The sequence below is a fragment of the Mycoplasmopsis gallinacea genome (assembly GCF_012220205.1).
Taxonomy (GTDB): Bacteria; Bacillota_I; Bacilli_A; order Mycoplasmatales; family Metamycoplasmataceae; genus Mycoplasmopsis; species Mycoplasmopsis gallinacea_A.
On sequence record NZ_CP047225.1, the window covers coordinates 1,008,919 to 1,027,859 of the forward strand.

General features: G+C 28.0%; 1 protein-coding gene. It reads right to left on the bottom strand.

From position 1 onward, the window contains the following. Positions 1–83: 83 nt before the first annotated feature. Positions 84–18,857, bottom strand: coding sequence for a GA module-containing protein (locus tag GOQ20_RS03880; RefSeq protein WP_167845489.1), 18,774 nt, complete (start codon positions 18,855–18,857; stop codon positions 84–86). Positions 18,858–18,941 lie beyond the last annotated feature (84 nt).

Here is an 18,941-nt window from a genome sequence, read left to right on the forward strand (position 1 = left end):
TCACGCGAAAATTTTTAACGCGTGATTTTTCTAATTTATAAGTTAAATAACTAGCATTTCTCTTTTAATTAGAGAATATAGCATTAATCTTCATCTTGCACTTTTCTTCTCTTAAGAACAAGAATAATGAATATAAGTCCCATTGTGGCGATTGTACCAGCAGCAAGAATTAATAATCATCAAAGTTTACTATTTACTTCTGTATTAAGTAAAAGTCTATTAATTTCAGTTTGTTCTTTAATATCATTATTTGTGTGTTTATCAAGATTATCTAAGATGTTATTTGAATTGCTTATAGCATTATTAATAGCATCTTTTTGTTCTTTAGCGAATTTATTTCACTTATCTGTCTTAGTTAATTTTTCTAAGTCATTAACTGATTCAATTAATTCTCTAGCATCAACAATTTTAGCAATAATTTCGTTTTGTTTAATTTCAAAACTTGGGTTATTTACTTTGTTGTCAATTACTAAGTTGATTAAGATTTCTTTAGCTTTATCATTAAGAATTTCATCTTGATTAATTTGTTTAATTAAATCGTTTTTGTTTTCGATTTTGCTAATATTTGTTCTAACTTGATTATCATTTGCAAGATTAATTGTTTCATCAATTAATGTTTTAGAAATATCCTTGCTAATAATATCATTATTAGCTTCATTTGTAAGTTTTAGAACTTCATTAAGCTTGTCTTTAATTGCGGTAAGCTGTTCATCAAAAGTAGGTGAATCGTTTTGCACATCTTGAGTTTGTTTTACAAGGCTATCTTTAAGATCTTCTGAAATAACTGCGTTATTTCTAATTTGCTCAATTAAGTTAGCTTTAGCATCAATATGTTCAAGTTTTTCACTAGCTTTTGGATCATTTGCGGCTACATTAATAGCTTGATCGATTAATTTAGCTTTATCATCTTCAGTAAGAGTTTCACTTCTTTGGATTTTTGTAATTAAATCAGCTTTTTTGTTGATTGTATCTAATTTAGAATCAAAACTTGTATCTTTAGAATCAAGATTATGAATTTCCTTAATTAATCTTTCTTTTTGTTCATTTGTTAAGTTAGGGTTATTTCTAATGTTATTAATAGCTTGCTCTTTTTTATCAATGTTATTAGCAACTTTTTCATATTTAGAATTATTTGGATTATTTTCCAATGATTCTTTAACTAACTTAACTTTATCTTGCTCACTTAAGTTTTCATCATTATGAATCTTAATTAATTGATCTAAGGTGTGTTTAATATTATCAAGCACTTTAGCAGCATTTTCACTAGAAGAATCAACATCATCAACCATTTTGATTAACTTAGCTTTTTCTTCTTCAGAAAGATCTGAATTGTTAATTGCTTCGTATAAATCAGCTTTTTTATTAACGTTCTCAATTTGCTTATCAAGCTTATCATTGCTTTGTTTATTATCAAGATTTACAAGTTCTTCAATTAGCTTTTCTTTTTGATCATCAGTAATATTTCTATCAACAATATTATCAATAGCATCTTTTTTATCTTTGATATTTCCAAGCTCGCTATCTGTTTTGTCAGTTCCATTTTCAACATCAACAACTTGGTTAATTAACTGATCTTTAATTTTTTCATCAAGTTTATCATCCTTGCGAATTTCTTCAATTAATCCTAATTTAGAATCAATATCTTCAAGCTTATCATCAAATTTAGGATCATTGCTTGGAGTATTGATTAACTGATCAATAAGTTTTTCTTTATCTTTGTAAGTAAGATTTTCGTTTTTGTCAATTTTCTCAAACTCTTTCATTTTATCTCTGATGTTATCAAAAATTGTATCTGCATTTGGATCGTTGCTATCAACTGGATTAAGCTCTTCAAGAAGATGATCTTTTTGGTATTCTTCAAGATCTGAATTATTGATTTCTTTGTATAAATCAGCTTTTTTATCAACATTTTCAAGTTGCTTTTGAAGCCCTTCTGGAGTTTGCTTATTATCTAAGTTTAAAATCTCATTAATAAGATTTTCTTTTTGTTTATCAGTAAGTTCAGGATCGTTTTTGATTTTCTCAATTGCATCCTCTTTAGCTTTGATGTTTTCAAGCTCATTATCAATTTTTTCTGAATCATTTTTAGTTTCGTGAACTTGGTTAGCTAATTCATCTTTAGTTTCTAGATCAAGATTATCATTTTGACGAATTTCTTTAATTAAGTCGATTTTATCTTTAATGTTATCTAATTTCTCTTCTGATTTAGGATCATCTTTAGCAACATTTAAAATTTCATCACTTAATTTTTGCTTATCTTCTTCAGTTAAAACATCATCACTTTGAATTTGATCAATCAAGTTTGCTTTATCTTTAATTTTTTGAATTTCTGAATCTAAGTTTTCGTCTTTATTATCTAAATTAAGAGCTTCCTTGGCAAGAGTGTCTTTTTGATCATCAGTTAAATTATCTTTATTTCTAATTTCTTTAACTAGTTCTTCTTTAGCTTTTTCATTATCAAAAAGGGTATCAAAGTTTTTATCCCTTGGATCAAGAACTGAAACATTTTCAGTTAATTTATCTTTATCTTTTTGAGTTAAATTTGTATCAGCATTAATTTCTTCATAGAAATCTTTTTTCTTATTAATGTTTTCAAGAGTAGTTGCATATGAATTTTTATCTTCATTTTGATTAGCTTTATTATCAACGTTAGCATTAAGAGCATCTTCAATTAGATCTTCTTTTTGCTTATCTGTTAAGTTGCTATTGTCTTTAATTTCTTTAATAAGATCTGCTTTATCAACTATTTTATTAAGTTCGTCTTGGAATCTCTGAATATCTTCTTGATCATTTGAATCTTCAGGGTCTTTAACGTTCGTAATTTGATCAATTAAAGCTTGTTTTTCTTCAGGAGAAAGGTCAGTAGCTTTAACTTTTTCAATTGCTATATCTTTATCATTTTTGAAGTTAGTATTTCCATCAAGTTTATTTGCAGCATTAATTAAATCTTCTTTTGCTTTATTAACAGCAGCAATATCAGCATTAAGTCCATTTGGATTTTCACCATTTGCAACTAAATCTTCAACTGCTTGACGTGCATTATCATAGTTTCCTTTTGAAGGTTCACCAGCAGCTTTATATTTAAGATTATTTTCTTTATCAAGTTCATCTTGAATTGCTTTAGCTGTATCTTTTAAATCTTTCATTGCATCATCTAATGTTTTAGCATCAGCAACTACTTGATTTACATTAGCAATTAAGTCAGTAGCTGGATCATTTACTTTGTCTTTTAATGCATCTTTTTGAGCTTTGTTAAGATTTTCTAATTTATCAATTTCGCTAATAGCATCTGATTTAGCTTTAGCTAATTTTTCTTCACCTTTAAGCGCATTTTTAGCTGAGTTTAATTCATTGATTTTACCTTGAATCACTTCTTCATCTAAAATTGCACTTCCAATTTCTTTAGTGGCTAAATTGTTTGCATCATTATATGCATTATCAAAACGAGTTTGTTGCGCTTGATCTTCATTTCTGTAATTTGAAGTAGTTTTAACATCGCTTGTGTTATTAATAACCTCTTTAAGTTCGCGCATTTTTGTATCAAGACTATTTGCAACTGCCGTTTCATTTCTAATAGCTTCCGGAGTTGTAGCTTTATCCATTTTTTCTTTAATAGATGCTTTTTGAGCATCATTAAGATTTTCTAAAGCGTCAACTTTAGCTTCTTCTTCATTTCTAACTCTTGTAATGTTTTCTTCACCATTAAGTGCTTTAATTGCATCATTAATTGCTTTATTTACAGTTTCAAGAGCAGAAGCATCTAGTTTATTAGTTTGATTTGGAAGATCATTTAAGAATGTTTCACCAGCTTTAATTGCATTATCGTAATTTTCTCTTAAGTTTGCTTCTGAACCTGTATAGTTAATTTCTTTCTTAAGTTCAGGTGCATTAGCAATGTATTTATTAAGAGTATCCATTAAGCTATCAACTTTACCATTATTTGCATCAGCTTCATTAACTCCACTAAGTGATGTTTGCTTATTAATTTCAGCTTTAGCAGCTTCTTTTTGTTCATTTGTTAAGTGAGTATGCTCAGGATTTTCTCCTTCAATTTTAGCAATAGCATCTTCTTTAGCTTTAGCAAGTCTCTCTTCACCATCTAAATCATTTTTAGCTTTGTTAAATGCTTCAATTCTCTTTTCAACAGCAGAAAGGATTAAGTTTGAACCATTTTCATCACTAAAATCTTTGTCTCTTGTAGTAAGAGCATTTTGATAAGCTTGTTGTTTATTTTCGCTCGCTTCTTTATAATCAATATCTTCTTCATTAACTTTTGGAAGATTTTTGTATTCTCCCATTTTGTTATTTAATGTTTTAGCAGCTTCTAATTTAGTATTTGCTTCTGAAGCTTCAGCATTAGTAATTTGATTTGCATAAGCATCTTTTTGAGCTTTATTTAGGTGTTCTAATTTATTAACTGCACTAATAGCATCTGATTTAGCTTTTTGAGCTTCTTTAGCTGCATCAATTGCATTTTTAACATTGATTGCATAGTCTGCATCACTTAGGACAATTGCAGCTTCATCAATTTTAGCTTCATAAGTATTTCTTTCATCTTGAGTTAATAGATCAAGAGTTTTAAGTTCTTCTTTAGCATTAGTTTTAGCATATTCTAATCCGTTATTGTAAATCGGATCAATTGCTGTATCATCAGTTTCTTTAGGTAAATTATTAATTTGCTCAACTAAAAAAGCTTTTTGTTCTTCTGTTAATGTAGGGAAGTGGTCTTTAACATTGTTTCTTGCGACTTCTCTAATTCCATCAAGAGCATCTGTAGCTGTTTTTAATGAATCTTTAGCAGTATCTGCTTGACCAGATAGGCTATTTAATAATTCTTTGTTTAAACTATCTAATGGATTTGATTTTAGATTTTGAAGCACAGTTTCGGCATTAGTTAACTGCTTCTCAACTGATTCTTTTCTATCTTGAGCATCGTTTGCGTAAATAGGAAGAGCTTGTTTTGCTTTTGTTGCAGCAATTTGTTTTTCAAGCTGTTCAAGTGAAAGATTGAATTTTTTAGCAGCTTCAATAATTTTGTCTGCTTCTTCTTTATTTGGAGCATTATTTATAGCATCTTTGATTTTATCTTTTTGATTTTGATCTAACTTATCAAGCTTATTAATTGCTTTATCATATGCTTTTTTGTTTTCTTCACTGCTTTTTACAAGTTTTTCATATGCTTCTTTTAACTCTTTTGTTTTTGTATCAATTGTTGATTTATCACTGTTTTGAGTAAGAGCAGTTTTTAAAGCATCTAATTTTGCATCATAATCTGTACGAAGATCTTGGTTGGCAAATTTGTATTTATTAGCTACTTTGTCTTTATCATAAGCATCATCATTTAAAGTTTTAACTGTAAGAGCAGTATTATTTGTTAATTCTTTAAGTTTAGTAACAATAGTGTTTTTAGCATTTAACATTGAACTATTTAACGCGTCTGCTTTATTAGATACTTCAGTTGTTCCTGAAGATAAAGTATCAATAACTTCTGTTTTTAAATCAGCTTTTTGAAGATCATTTAAATGTGGAAGGCCATCTATTTTTGTAATAGCTTTCTGTTTGTCATTATTTGAATCTTGCGCTTCTTTTAAAACAGCAAGTAATTTTTTGTCTGGAGAAAGTGGGTTAGAAGTGGTATCTTTTGCTGCATTATCAACTTTAACATCTAATAATCTAATATCTTCATTATTTAAGTATTTTGAAGAAATAGCACTTTTATCATCAGTGTGTTTATACCCGCTGATTATTTCTTTTGCTTTATTTTGCGCTTCTTGGAATGTTCTATTTAAGATGTTTTCTAATTTAGCTTGATCAGTGTTTTCTCTATCAAGAGCTTCAACTTCTTTTAAGTATTCTTGTTTTCTATCTTGAGGTAAAAGTTGATCTGTGTAAGCATTAATTTCAGTTCTAATTGCTTCACGTTTTCCATCAAGTTTTGCAATAGCTTCATCTAATTTTGTAATCTCTTCATTTACTTTTGTTGTTTTTTCGCTAAGCGAAGTAGCATTGTCAGAACTTAAAGCTTCTTGTTTTAATGCTTCTCTTGCAGCTTTTGCTTGATCAATTACATTGTCAAATGCTTCTTGTTTTGCACTTGTATCATTTGAGTAAATATGATCTGCTTTTTTAGCTTCAGCTTCAACGATTTTTGCATCTAAATCAGATATCTTATTATTTAATTGTTCTGCTTTTGTTACAAATTCTTTTGCTGCTTCGTAAGAATCAAGAGTAGGTAAAGTAGTCTTAAGACTTTCTCTTTGAGCTTCTTCTAATTTATTTAAAGCACCAATTCTCTCTTTTAAAGCATTTAATTTAGTTTCACCATCGAGGTCTGTGTAAGCTTGATCTAATTCATTTTTAGCAGCTTCAATTTTCTCTACAGTAACATCATCTGCTTTGATTAAGCTTTTAAGTTCTTCAAGTTTGTTATCAAATTCACCTTGGTTGTCAGCTCATTTGTATTTAAGCTCATCTTTGTTTGAATCTTTAGTTGCTAAATATGTTTTAGTTTCAGCAATTTTATCATTTAGAGTTTCTGCATTTGATTGAATTATTGTAGCTTGATTTGTTGCAGCAGCTTTAATTTCTGCCTCAAAACGAGATTTTTGACCTTCAGTTAAATCACTTAATTTTTTAACTTCATCAATTTCATCTTGTTTAGTTTGATTATCTGCTTTAGCTTTAGTAATAATTTGATTCAAATTATAATCAGGGCTAGCTGAATCACCTTTTTGCGCTTGATCTAATGACTGAGTAAAACTATCTTTTTCATCTTGATTTAAGTTTGGTAAATCATTAATTACTGTTTTAGATTTTTCTTTAGCAGCGTCAAAAGCGTCGCTTAAGATCTTATTAGCATCTTCAATAGCAGGATCTTTTTGATCTAAAGCATCGATTCTATCGATGTATGGTTTCTTGTCAGCTTCTGAAATTAAATCATTACTGTATGCGTTGATTTCACCTCTTAATGCTTGTCTTTTTCCATCAAGTTTGTCAATTTCATCATTTAATGCAGAAATGCTCTGATCAATTAGAGTTTCTTTTGCACCTAACTGAGTAGCATCTAAATTACTTAAATCTTCTGCTAAATAATTTCCTAAATATGTTTCAAAATTAGTAATTGCATTATCAAATGCTATTTGTTTTTCAGTTGTATCTTTTGAATAGATAGCATCTGTTTTTTTGTCTTTAGCATCTTGAATTTTTGCTTTTAATGCACCTACTTTATCATCTAGTGATTTAGCAGCTTCTACAAACGTTTCACCATTTTCGTAAGTATCAATAGTTTCGAGTGTTTCTTTAAGTTTACCTTTTTGATCATCACTTAAGTGGTTAAATTCACCAATTTTAGTTTTTAACTCATCTAATCTATTTTCGCCATTAAGTGTGTTGTATGCATTTGATAATTCAACTTTAGCAGCTTCTATTTGTTCTGCTGTTACTGTATTTGAATTAATTAAATCATTTAATGCTTGAAGTTTATTATCAAATTGTTCTTGATTATCAGCTCATTTGTATTTAAGCTCATTTTTCTTATTAGACATATCAGTAGCATATTGTTTAGCTACTGGAATTTCAGTGTTTAAAGAATTAGCTTTAGCTTCAATGTCAGTAACATTAGCTACTGGCTGTGCTTTAATTTGTTTTTCAAATTCTTCTTTTTGGCCTGTAGTTAAGTTAGGTAACGCTTTAATTCTATCGATTGCATCTTGTTTAGTTTTATTATCATTTGTAGCATTTGTAATAATTGCGCTTAAATTACTATCAGGTTGAGTTGAAGCACCTTTTGCTGCTGAAGTAATTTGTTGCTTGTAAGTTTCTTTTTCAGATTCAGTTAAATTACTTAAAGCGTCAATTTTTTCTTTCACTTTTTCTTTAGCTGCATCAAATGCGTCATTTAAGATCGATTCACTTTCACTTGGTTGGAAATCTTTTTGATTTAAATTATTAATTTTTTCTAAATAAGTGTTTTTATCAACTAATAAATCATCTTGGTAAGCATTAATTTCATCTCTTAATGCTTGTCTATTTCCATCAAGTGCATTAATTGCACTATCTAAAGTTTGAACACTTGTATCAACATCATCTGCTGTGCTTGAAATTGTTTCAGCAGTTGCATTAGTAAAGTCTACTTTAGAATAATTCTCTAAATCTTTTTTAGCACTTTCGATTGCTTTATCAAAAGCGGATTTTTTATCGGCAGTATCGTTTGAGTAAATTGGATCATTTATCTTAGATTCAGCATCTGTGATTTTGTCTTTTAACTTACCAAGATTTACATTCAAGTGCTTAGATTTTTTAAGAATATCTTTAGCAGTTTCTAAATCATCAGCATTTTCAATTAGATCTTTAATTTGATTTTTTTGATCTGAAGTTAAGTTATTTAAACCGTTAACTTGGCTTTTAAGATCGTCGATTTGATCGCCACCATTAAGAGCGTTAAAAGCTGCTTCTAAAGCTGTTTTTGCGCTCTCATTTTCATCTTTAGTTACATTTGCTTCACTTAATAATTCTTTAGCTTTATCTAGCGCTTCATCATATTTGGTTTTAAGCTCTGATTCAGCTGATTTATATTTATTAGCAGTTTTTTCTGCTCCAAACATATTTTCAACAGTTAAGTTATCATTTTTGCTTAATTGTTGAAGCTGGCTCAATGTTTCATCTTTTAAAGCCTTAACTGAACTATCAATTGCTACAGCTTTATCTTTAATAGCTTTAGCTTGATCGTGTGAGTTAGATTTAACTTCATTAACTAAAGTTTGTTTTTGATCATCGGTTAAATTATCTAAATCATTAATTTCTGTAATTGCTGTATTTTTAGCATCATTTCATTCTTGAGCTTTATCTAAAATATCTTTAATACTATTATCGTGTTTTTCGTATTTATTTGCATTTATAGCAGCAGAATCAACATTTCCTTTTAACTCATTTAATTCATTTTCAGTTAAGTTTGGATATTGATTTTGAGTTAATTTAGATTTACCTTTTGTTTGAGCTTTTTCAAAGTATTTATCTAAAAGATTCTTACGTTCATCTTCTGTAGGTTTTTTGTTTTGTAACTTATCGATTTCTTTTTTAAGCTCTTCTATTTCATTATCAGGTAAAACATCTCAATTACTTAAATCGTTCTTAAGATCTTCTTTATAACCATTTAAGTTATTTTGAGCTCCCTTTAAAGTAAATGTAGCATTTGTTGCTTCTCTAGCTATACCTTCTAAATCTTCTTTTGATGAACTTGTTAAATCTTTACCTTTAAGTTCATTTAATTTATTTTCAGCAGCAGCAATTGCATCATCGTAAGCTTGTTTGCTTGTTTCGGTATCTTTAGTATAAAGATCATCAGTTGCTTTAAGATTTTTAGCAGCTTCAATTTCGTTATTTAAAGCACCAATTTCAGTATTTAATGTTTTGCCCGCTTCAACAATTTCTTTAGCTTTTTCTAAACTGTCAGCTTGATCAAGATTTGCTTTAAGTTGATCAATTTGATTGCTTGTTAAGTTAGTTAAATTATTTAATTCTTCTTTTAAGCTATTAAGTTCTTCATTACCATTAAGTGCTTCAAAAGCTTCTTTTAAGCTTGTTTTTGCTTCATTGATTTGAGTTGTTAAATTATCAATGTTTGTATTTTCGATCAATGTTTTTAAAGCTTGTAATTTTGAATCGTAACCCGTTTTAACTGAAGACTCTTCAAATTTATATTTAGCTACTGTGAAATCATCACTTGTTTTACCTTTAGCTCCATCATAAGTTAAAGGAGTTGTAGCAGTTAAGGTTTGAATTTCAGTAACAATTTCATTTTTTGCAGCTTCAATTGCACTGTTAAGAGCTTCTGCTTCAGTTTGAATAGTTGTTACTTGGGAGTGATTATTTTCTTGAACTTTTTTAACAAATTTATCTTTTTGCTCTTGAGTTAAGTGAGTTAATTTCTTAATTTCTTCAATTGCTGTTTGTTTTGCACTATTTCATTCTTGGGCTTTATTTAAGATAGTTTCAAGACTATCATCATGGTTAGCATATTTTGTTGTATTTGCACTAGCAACAGCAACTTCACCTTTTAGTGTATTTAATTCACTTTCACTTAAATTTGAATAATTAGTATTAGTCAATTTACCATCAGCTGTTTCTTTAGCTTTATTAAAGTATTTGTTTAAAAGCTCTGTACGATCTTGTTCTGTAGGTTGTTTACTTGATAAACCATCAATTTCTTGTTTAAGTTTTGTAACTTCTTCAGTTGGTAAAACAACTCAACGACCTAAATCATCCTTAAGATCTTCTTTATAACCGTTTAATTTGTCTTTAGCTTTATCTAGAGCAGATACAGCATCTGTGACTTCATTAGAAAATCCACTTAAATTATCTTCTGTTGAACTTGATAAATTATTACCTTTAAGTGCATTTAATTTATCTTGAGCAGCATCAATCGCATCATCAAAAGCTTTTTTACTATCTGGTGTATCTTTAAGGTAAAGATCATCGCTAGCTTTAAGGTTATTTGCTTTTTCGATTTCTTGATTTAAAGCTCCAATTTTGGTATTTAAAGTTTCAGCAGCAGTAACAATTTTTGAAGCATCTTCTAAAGTATTATCTGTATTGATATTGTTTTTAAGTTGCTCAATTTGGTTATTTGGAGCAGAATTGCTTAAATTATTTAATGCATCAATTTTTTCTTTTAATTTATTAAGTTCTTCATCACCATTAAGAGCATCATATGCTTGTTTTAAGTTTGTTTTTGCTTCTTCGATTTGAGTTGCCAAAGTATCAACTTCTGTATTTTCAATTAAAGCTTTTAAGTTAGCTAATTTTGTATCGTAATCTGATTTGGTTGCAGCATCTTCGAATTTATATTTACTTACTATAAAGTCGCTATTTGTTTTTGCTTTTGCTTGATCGTAATTTAATGAACTTGAATTTGTAAGTGCTTGAACTTCCTTGACAATCTCTGCTTTTGCAGCAATAATCTTGTCATTAAGAGTTTGAGCATTAGCCTGAATGTTTGCAGCTTCAGAACTATTGCTTGATTTAACTTTCTCAATAAATTTATCTTTTTGAGCACGAGTTAAATCATTCATTCCTTCAATTGCAGCAATAGCATCTTGTTTAAGTTTTCTTGCCGCTTCAGCTTTTTGAATTTCTTCTTTAAGTTTTGTATCTGGATTAGTAGAGCTTCTTCCTGATTTAGTTTCAGGTTTGTTTATTTCATCAGTAAATGTCTTTTTCTCTTCACTTGTTAAAAGATCTAAACCATTAACTTTGTTTATTGCAGCTATTCTAGCATCATCAAATGCATTATCCATAATTGTTTTTGATTGAGTTGTATCTAGGTTTACTCTATTTAAACCTTCGATTTGGTTTAAATATTTTGTTTTATCTGTAAGTAAGTCATTGCTATATGCATTAATTTCATCTCTCAACGCTTGTCTATCACCATCTAATTTTTCAATTTCTTTATTTAATGTAGAAACATCATTTGTGACAGTTGAATTTAATGTATCTAATTTAGCAGCATTATCAAATGTTTCTGATTTGTAATTTTCAATTGCATCTTTTGCATCTTGAATAGCGTCATCAAAAGCTTCACGTTTTGTTTGTGTATCGCTTGTGTAAATTGTTTTACCTTTTTCAGCTTCTGCTGCAGAAATTTTATCTTTTAATGATTGAATAGAATTATGAACAGTTTCAGCTTTAGTTACAATTTGTTTTGCAGCTTCTAAATTATCAGAATTATCTAATAAAGTTTTGATTTCTGCTTTTTGTGTTGTAGTTAAATTATTTAATCCATCTACTTTGGTTTTAAGTTTATTTAACTCAGTATCTCCATCAAGAGCATTGTAAGAACTTGTGAAGCTAGTTTTTGTTGTATTAACAGAATCCCCTGTAGCTAATGGATTTGATTTTTTAATTTCGCTTAATAAAGAAGTTAATTTTGAATCATATTCGCTTTGGTTAGTTGCGAATTTATATTTCGGTTTGCTTTTTGCATTACTTGGTATGTTTTCAAAAGTTAAATTAGTATTTTGCGCTAAATCTTTTTCTTTTCCTAAAGCTGCATCTTTTGCTTCAGCAATTGCTTGATCAAGTTGTTTTGCAGCAGCAAGAAGTCCTTGTGTTTCAGAAAGTGGCTTAGATTTAATTAATTTAACAAATTCAACTCTTTGGTTATCTGTTAAATTAGGATATTCTGTTTGATCAGTTTTATCATTTATCTTATCAATTGCTTGTTGTTTTTGTTTATTTATTGTTGTAGCTTCATTTAAGGTTTTAACAACAGAATCATCATATTTATCTGCATTAATGTTAAATGGAGTATCAGTTTCTGAATCAATTTTTGTAGCAATTGCATTTAATTCATCTGCATTAAGATTTGGAAATTCAGTGTTAGGTAAAGAAGTGGCTGATAATCTACTTTTTGCTTTTGTTTTAGCAATATCAAACCCTTCTTTAACGATTTCTTCTTTTTTAGCCTCGTTAAATTCATCTTTCGCAATAGTATCAACTTTAGAAATTAATGTATTCTTTTCACCTTCTTCTAATAAGTTTCATTTTGCTGCAAGATCTTTTTTGAATTGTTTTCTAACACCATCTAAATTATCAATAGCTGATTGAAGTTCTGATTCTTTTGCATTTAACCCACTTGCTTTTGTTTGTAAATCGCTTGCACTAGAACTTGATAAATTATCTAATTTAAGAGTTGATAATGCTGTTTCAGCTTTGATAAGAGCATCATCAAAAGGTTTTTTATTATCTTCACTTTGATAAATAGGTTGCCCTTTAACTTCTTTTGCTTTTGTGATTTTAGCTTCTAATGTAGCAATTGCATCATTTAAAGTTGTTGCATTTGCGATAATAGCTTTTGCATCAGCTAATGAGTTAGCATCAGAAACTAATTTTTTAAGATTATTTCTTTGATCTGTGCTTAAATTAGTTAAAGCTTCAATTTCATTATGTAATGCTATTTCGTTCTGTTCACCATTTAAATCAGTAAATGCATCTAAAAATGGTTGTTTTAAGGCTTCAATTTCAGATTTTTGAACATTATTTTTTTCAACTAAAGTTTTAATTTCTGTTAATTTACCATTATATGTAGTTTGTTTATCTGTATCTGCAAGTCTATATTTTTTATCATTTTTAGAAGCATTAAACATATTTGTGTATGTTAATTTATCATTATCTGCTAAATCTTTTGCTTTTTCTAAAACAACATCTTTAAGAGCTTTGATTGCATTATTTAATTCAGTTGCAGCAGTTTTATTTTGTTCAGCATTACCAACAACTTGTTCTTTAATACTATTAATAAAAATATTTTTTTGACCTGGTGTTAATGTATCAAGAAGGTTAATTGAATCAATTGCATTTTGTTTAGTTGTATTATCTTGATCAGCTTGATCGACATAATCTTTAAGTTTTTTGTCGTATTTTTCACCTGCTTTTTTTGTTATTGTGCCTAAATCAATTAGACCTTTATAAGCATTTATTTCTGAAGCACTTAAATTTGGATAAATAGTTTGGGTAATTTTTGTTTTAGCAGTAGCTTTTGCTAAATCCAGACCTTCTGTTAAGATTGGTTCAATTTCCTTTTCAGTTGGTTCTTTACTTAAACCATCCACCTTATCTTGTAATGATTTAACTTGTTCAGGAGTTAAATATTCTCAGTTATCTAATGATTTTTTAACTTTGTTTCTGCATCCATCTAAAGCTTCGATTGCATTATTTAAAGTTGTATTTTTTGTTGCGGCTTCATTTGCTTTAGTTTCAATTTGAGTTGCATTTAAATTACTTAAACTTTGGTTTTGTAAAGCTGTTAATTCTGAATTTGCAGTATTTAAAGCTGTATCAAAGGTTCCTTGGTTTGCAGATGTATCTTCTGTATAAGCTTCAGTTTTTTTAGCATTATTTGCTTCAGTAATTTTCTCTTTAAATTTACCAATGTTGTCGTTAAATAATTTACCTTTTTCGTAAATCTTTTGAGCATCTTCTTTTGAACTTGATCCATCAACTAGGTTTTTAAGCTCTTGTTTTTGTGTAGTAGATAAATGATTTAATTGATCTATTTTTGAATGTAAATCATTTTTATTTACAGTTCCATTTAATGCTGCGTATCTACTTTCTAAAGTACTTAAAATTGTGTTTACTTCAGTTTGGTTTTTATTTTCACCACTTGCTTTATTTAAAAGATCTTGAGTAGCTTTTAAAGATTGATCATAAGCACTTTGTTTATCTGAATCAGATAGTTTGTAATTGATTGCTGTTTTTGCAGTTTTATCTTGATCATTACTTAATGAATTATTAGGTATAAGAGCTTTTAATTGTTCAATAACTTTATCATGTAAATTGCTCATTACTTGATTTAATTGTTGAGCATCATTAAAGACAACATTTGCTTCTGCAAGTGTTGATTTAGCACGAATATTTTTAACAACTTCATTTACTTGATTACCGTTTAATGAAGTATATCTAGTTTTAACACCATTTGATAATTCTCAAATTTTAGCTTTTTCTTGAATAGCTTCTAAAGCAGAAATTGAGTTAGCAGTATTTGCTTCACCTTTTAAAGTTGTTTTTTCAGAGTTGGTTAAAATTTTACTATCACTAATGTATTTGATAACTTGGGCTCTTTTTTGTTCAAGAAATGTTAAAAATCCAGTTTCTGTTAATTTTTTAGAAGTTGATGATTGAATATTGTTTAAAGTTGATCTGGTTGATTGAATTTTGTATTCAATTTTTAATGTTCCATCATTATCATTTGCTATTTTTCTTACAAAAACAACTTTTGCATTAGAACCATTTGCTAAATCATTAAATTGATTTATTTCAGATTCTGCAACAGCACTTGGAAGGCGGTTTGCTTTGTTATTAATTGCTGTTTTTAAAGTTGCTGTGAAAGAAGAAAAAATTGCATTAAGGCGATCTTGCTCGGTTTTGAATTTGTTAGTATTTGTATTAACAGTTGCACTTCTTTGTGCTATTTGAACTTCTGGTAATTGTTTTGATTTAATTATGTATTTTACTACTAAACTACCATCTCGATCATTTGGTTCAAACACATGAGAAACTAATTCTTCTGTAGTAGGGTTAAATTGAACATTTTGAGCATTATTAACAACTTGAATTTCGGTAGCAAAATTAGATTTATTAATTTCACTAGCAAGATGTGTTTTATTATGTAAATTATTGAATTGTAAGTTTAAAGCATTTAAACGAGCTTTTTCTCTTTCTACATCTGGTTTAAACCCTGTAATTCAATCAGATGTAGATCAGCTTGATTCAATTGATTCGCTATTAGTTGCAGGAACACTACTTGCATTTGAATAGCTATATAAATCATTATAAGTAGCTGATTGAACAATATAGCTAACTTTAGCTTTACCACCAGTAATTATCGGATCAGTATTAGCAATTTTCTTAATAATATTTACATTTTTATATTGGGATTTATCAACTGCGCTAAATCCACTTAATTGTGCATTATTAACTAAAACTTGATCTTTTCCAGCATAATCAAATTTATTTGCTTTTGTTAATTCAGTAGCAATATCATTAATTCTTTTTTGCTCTGCATCTTTTAATTTAGCTTCATTTAATATACTTGTAAAGTCAGTGTCATTTTTGTATAAAACATTAGCTTTATTTGTAACTAATTTATCAATTTCATTTTTGTAGTAAGTTTTTTTATCTATTGGTAAGTATTGTAAAGCTTGAATTGTCTTTTTAACAGCTTCGGCAGCTTTACTATAAACGCGATCAGATATGTTTTTTAAGAATTTATTAACTTTTTCTTGATCAACTTCTTGAATAACTAATGAATCAGAAGGAGAAACTACAAAGTTATTTAAATTATGTGCTTGACTATTTTCATAAAAGGCATTTAAATCACCAAAATAATCAGTTCTTTGGTTGCTTGAACTAATTCAATATTTTCTAAGTTCGTCTTTGCTTAAGTATGAATATTTTTCAAATTCTTCTACTAATTTAGCTCCGTTACCAAATGATTTATTTAATGACTCTACTAATGATGCTAATTTTGTTTCATAACTTGTTTTGATTGTAGAAATGTTTTTCAAATTCTCAGGAACGTATTTAGTATTATCATCTTTTTTATATTTATCTGTAGCATCAGAAAAAATATTATTTGAATCTGCACCAGATGTTCCTATAAGCTCTTTAAATAATTCATTTCAATCACTTTCATGTTGATTGAAAGATTCTCTAAAAGAATAACCTTTTCATAAAGAGCTTATATCATTGCCATTTAAATTTTTAAATTTTTGTAAATAATCATATAAATAATATTTTTTAGATTGATCTGCATCAATATTTACATCTGTGAAATTATCTTTTAATCTTTTTAATTGACCATTAATAACTTTTGATTTATCATAAATTAATTCAGCTGTGTCAATTGAGTTTTTTAAGTCATTAAGTTCGGTTCAATAATTTGTATCATTAATTCATTTGTTTGTTCATTGTGTTTTAACAGCATCTAAGTTAGCTGCCCCATTAGTTCCAAAAACAGTAGGGATTAATTTGCCAAGTTCTGTTTCTGCGATATTTTTAATTTCATTTAAAAACTTAGTAAATCTTTGTTTATTGTATGGAGAATCTTTAATTACATCATATTCTTCTATTGAAGTTTTATATGCATCCATTCTAGAATTACCATCTAGTTTCTCAAGAATTTTTAATATGTTTATAAAACCATTAATTGCATTTAATGAATTATTTAAAAAATCTCAATTTTTAAAAGTTCTGTATTCATTTCTTTTTAAAAATCGATCATTATTGTTGTTAAATGAACTTTTGAAAGCACCAACTTCTCAATAAATATTTAAAACATTAATAACTTGTTGTTTTTTATCATTAGAAGCAAATATGAAGTTGCTTTTATTATTTATAACGTAATTAACGATTTTATTATAAGCTTGTTCCACATCTTTTTGAGCTTTATCATGTTTATCAATTTCGGCTTTGAGATTGTCATAATTTGATATTGAATAATAATTATTTTTATCAGCTTGATCTAAAATCACAGTTTTATAATGATCTTTTTGAGCTTTTGTAAGTCATTCCTTCGAATCGATGTGTCTTCTAAGTTTTTCATAATCAGTGTAATCTCAAGTTAAAGTTTGATCCACATAATCTCTGTATCTAAGTTCATTGCTATCTTGAAATTTTCCATTATTATTTAAAATAGGTTTTCATTTCTTTTGATCTTCTTCAGTACCTAAAGTGGCTTTTAAAAATAGTCAATCATTTGTTCACTTGTTTAATTCACCATTGTAACTAGAACGTTTTTTCGTCTTAATTGTGCTAGGTTCTAAAATAAGACTATTTCTTGTTTTAAATGATTTTTTGTTTGTCGAATTTTGTAAATATGTTCTATTTACTGTTAGATAATTTCTATCTACTTCTAAAATATTATTTGTAGAAGAATTTCCTGTTCTGTAAATTTGTAAACTTGCAGAAGAAGGGATTTCTTCACTTTCATCTACATTTGAACTTAATTCTTCTCTGGTTATAAATTTAATATTTGTTGTTTCTGTTCTATCACTATGACGAATAATACCATTTGATCAATAATATCTATTATCATAATCTTTACCAGTAACATCCTTTTTGTTTTGTGGGGTCATGCTTGATACACCAAAAAATGACTCACCACTAGAGTTAAAGTCTATTGGAACTGTACCATCATCAAAAATATTAGGTTTTACTTCAAATTCAATATCCATAACATACTGTTTTGAAGGGTCTAATTGGTTAGAATATACAAGAAGTAAGGCTCCACCATTTTTATTTAAAACATTATATGGTTTTCCTGAACTAACATTTCTTAAATCTCTTAAAGAATCCGTATTAAGATATCAAGTGTCATAAGGTTGTCTGTCTAAGTATTTGTTAAAAGCACCTTTGCTTCATTTTCAAGGTTCTTTTCCACGTTCTCAGTCATCATTTCAAGAAGATCAAAGTTCTTTTTTATTTTCATGTCTGCTATGAATTAAATAATTACTAATATTTTTGCTTCTAAACCTATCAATAGTCGATTTTCTACTTTCTAAAGTATCACTTGAATCATCTCCATATTGACTATTAAGAAACCTATATCCGTTATTTATTTCAATATCGTCCCTAACACCGCTTTTCATACTTGGAGCTTCTGAATAAACAGGATGATAAACTAAACTTCAAATTTTTGGATTATTTGTAGGTTTACTTATGCTAGTATTAATGCTTCTAAATCTATTAATAATGTTTTTTGTGCCATCTGTGTTTTCAGTTTCACTAATTGTGAATGATTTTTGTTCATAAAATTCACTTAAAATATCCTTATTTCTAAGGTTTATGTTTAATTTACCAGTTAAAGCCATATCTTTTGATAAGTAGATTGCTCCAACAAGATAACCTTCTTTTCTGGCAGCTACATTACCATTAAATCTTACTAAATATTTTTTGGATGTATTAGGACTTTGAACATCAGAATCTGATCATCAAGATGTACTTGTGGAATTTATATCTCAACCATTTAATAATTTTGTAGAGTCAGTTAAATTAACAGGATCAAAATTGTCACCTGAAGCATTGTGTAACTGAATGAAATTATCTAAATCACTTGATTGATTTTGATTTCTAAAACTTTTTGATCAATCATCCTTAATATCTGTATGAATCTTGTATCTAGAAGTTCAAAACAAACTTGTAGTATATTTTCCATCATAAATAAAATCATTCACTTGATCCATCCCGCCATCAGGTTGATTAGGTGAATTTACTATTGTATTACCTGATAAAGGTAATAAGGTTATTAATGAAGTCATTGGTGTTCCCATTGCCAATGTAAACTTTGCTATTTTCCTTCTTTTCATAATTCCCCTTTTTATAAAAAAAGAATTTTTTATTTTTATTTATAAAAAATACAAAAATAATTATATTAAATTATGCTACCAGAA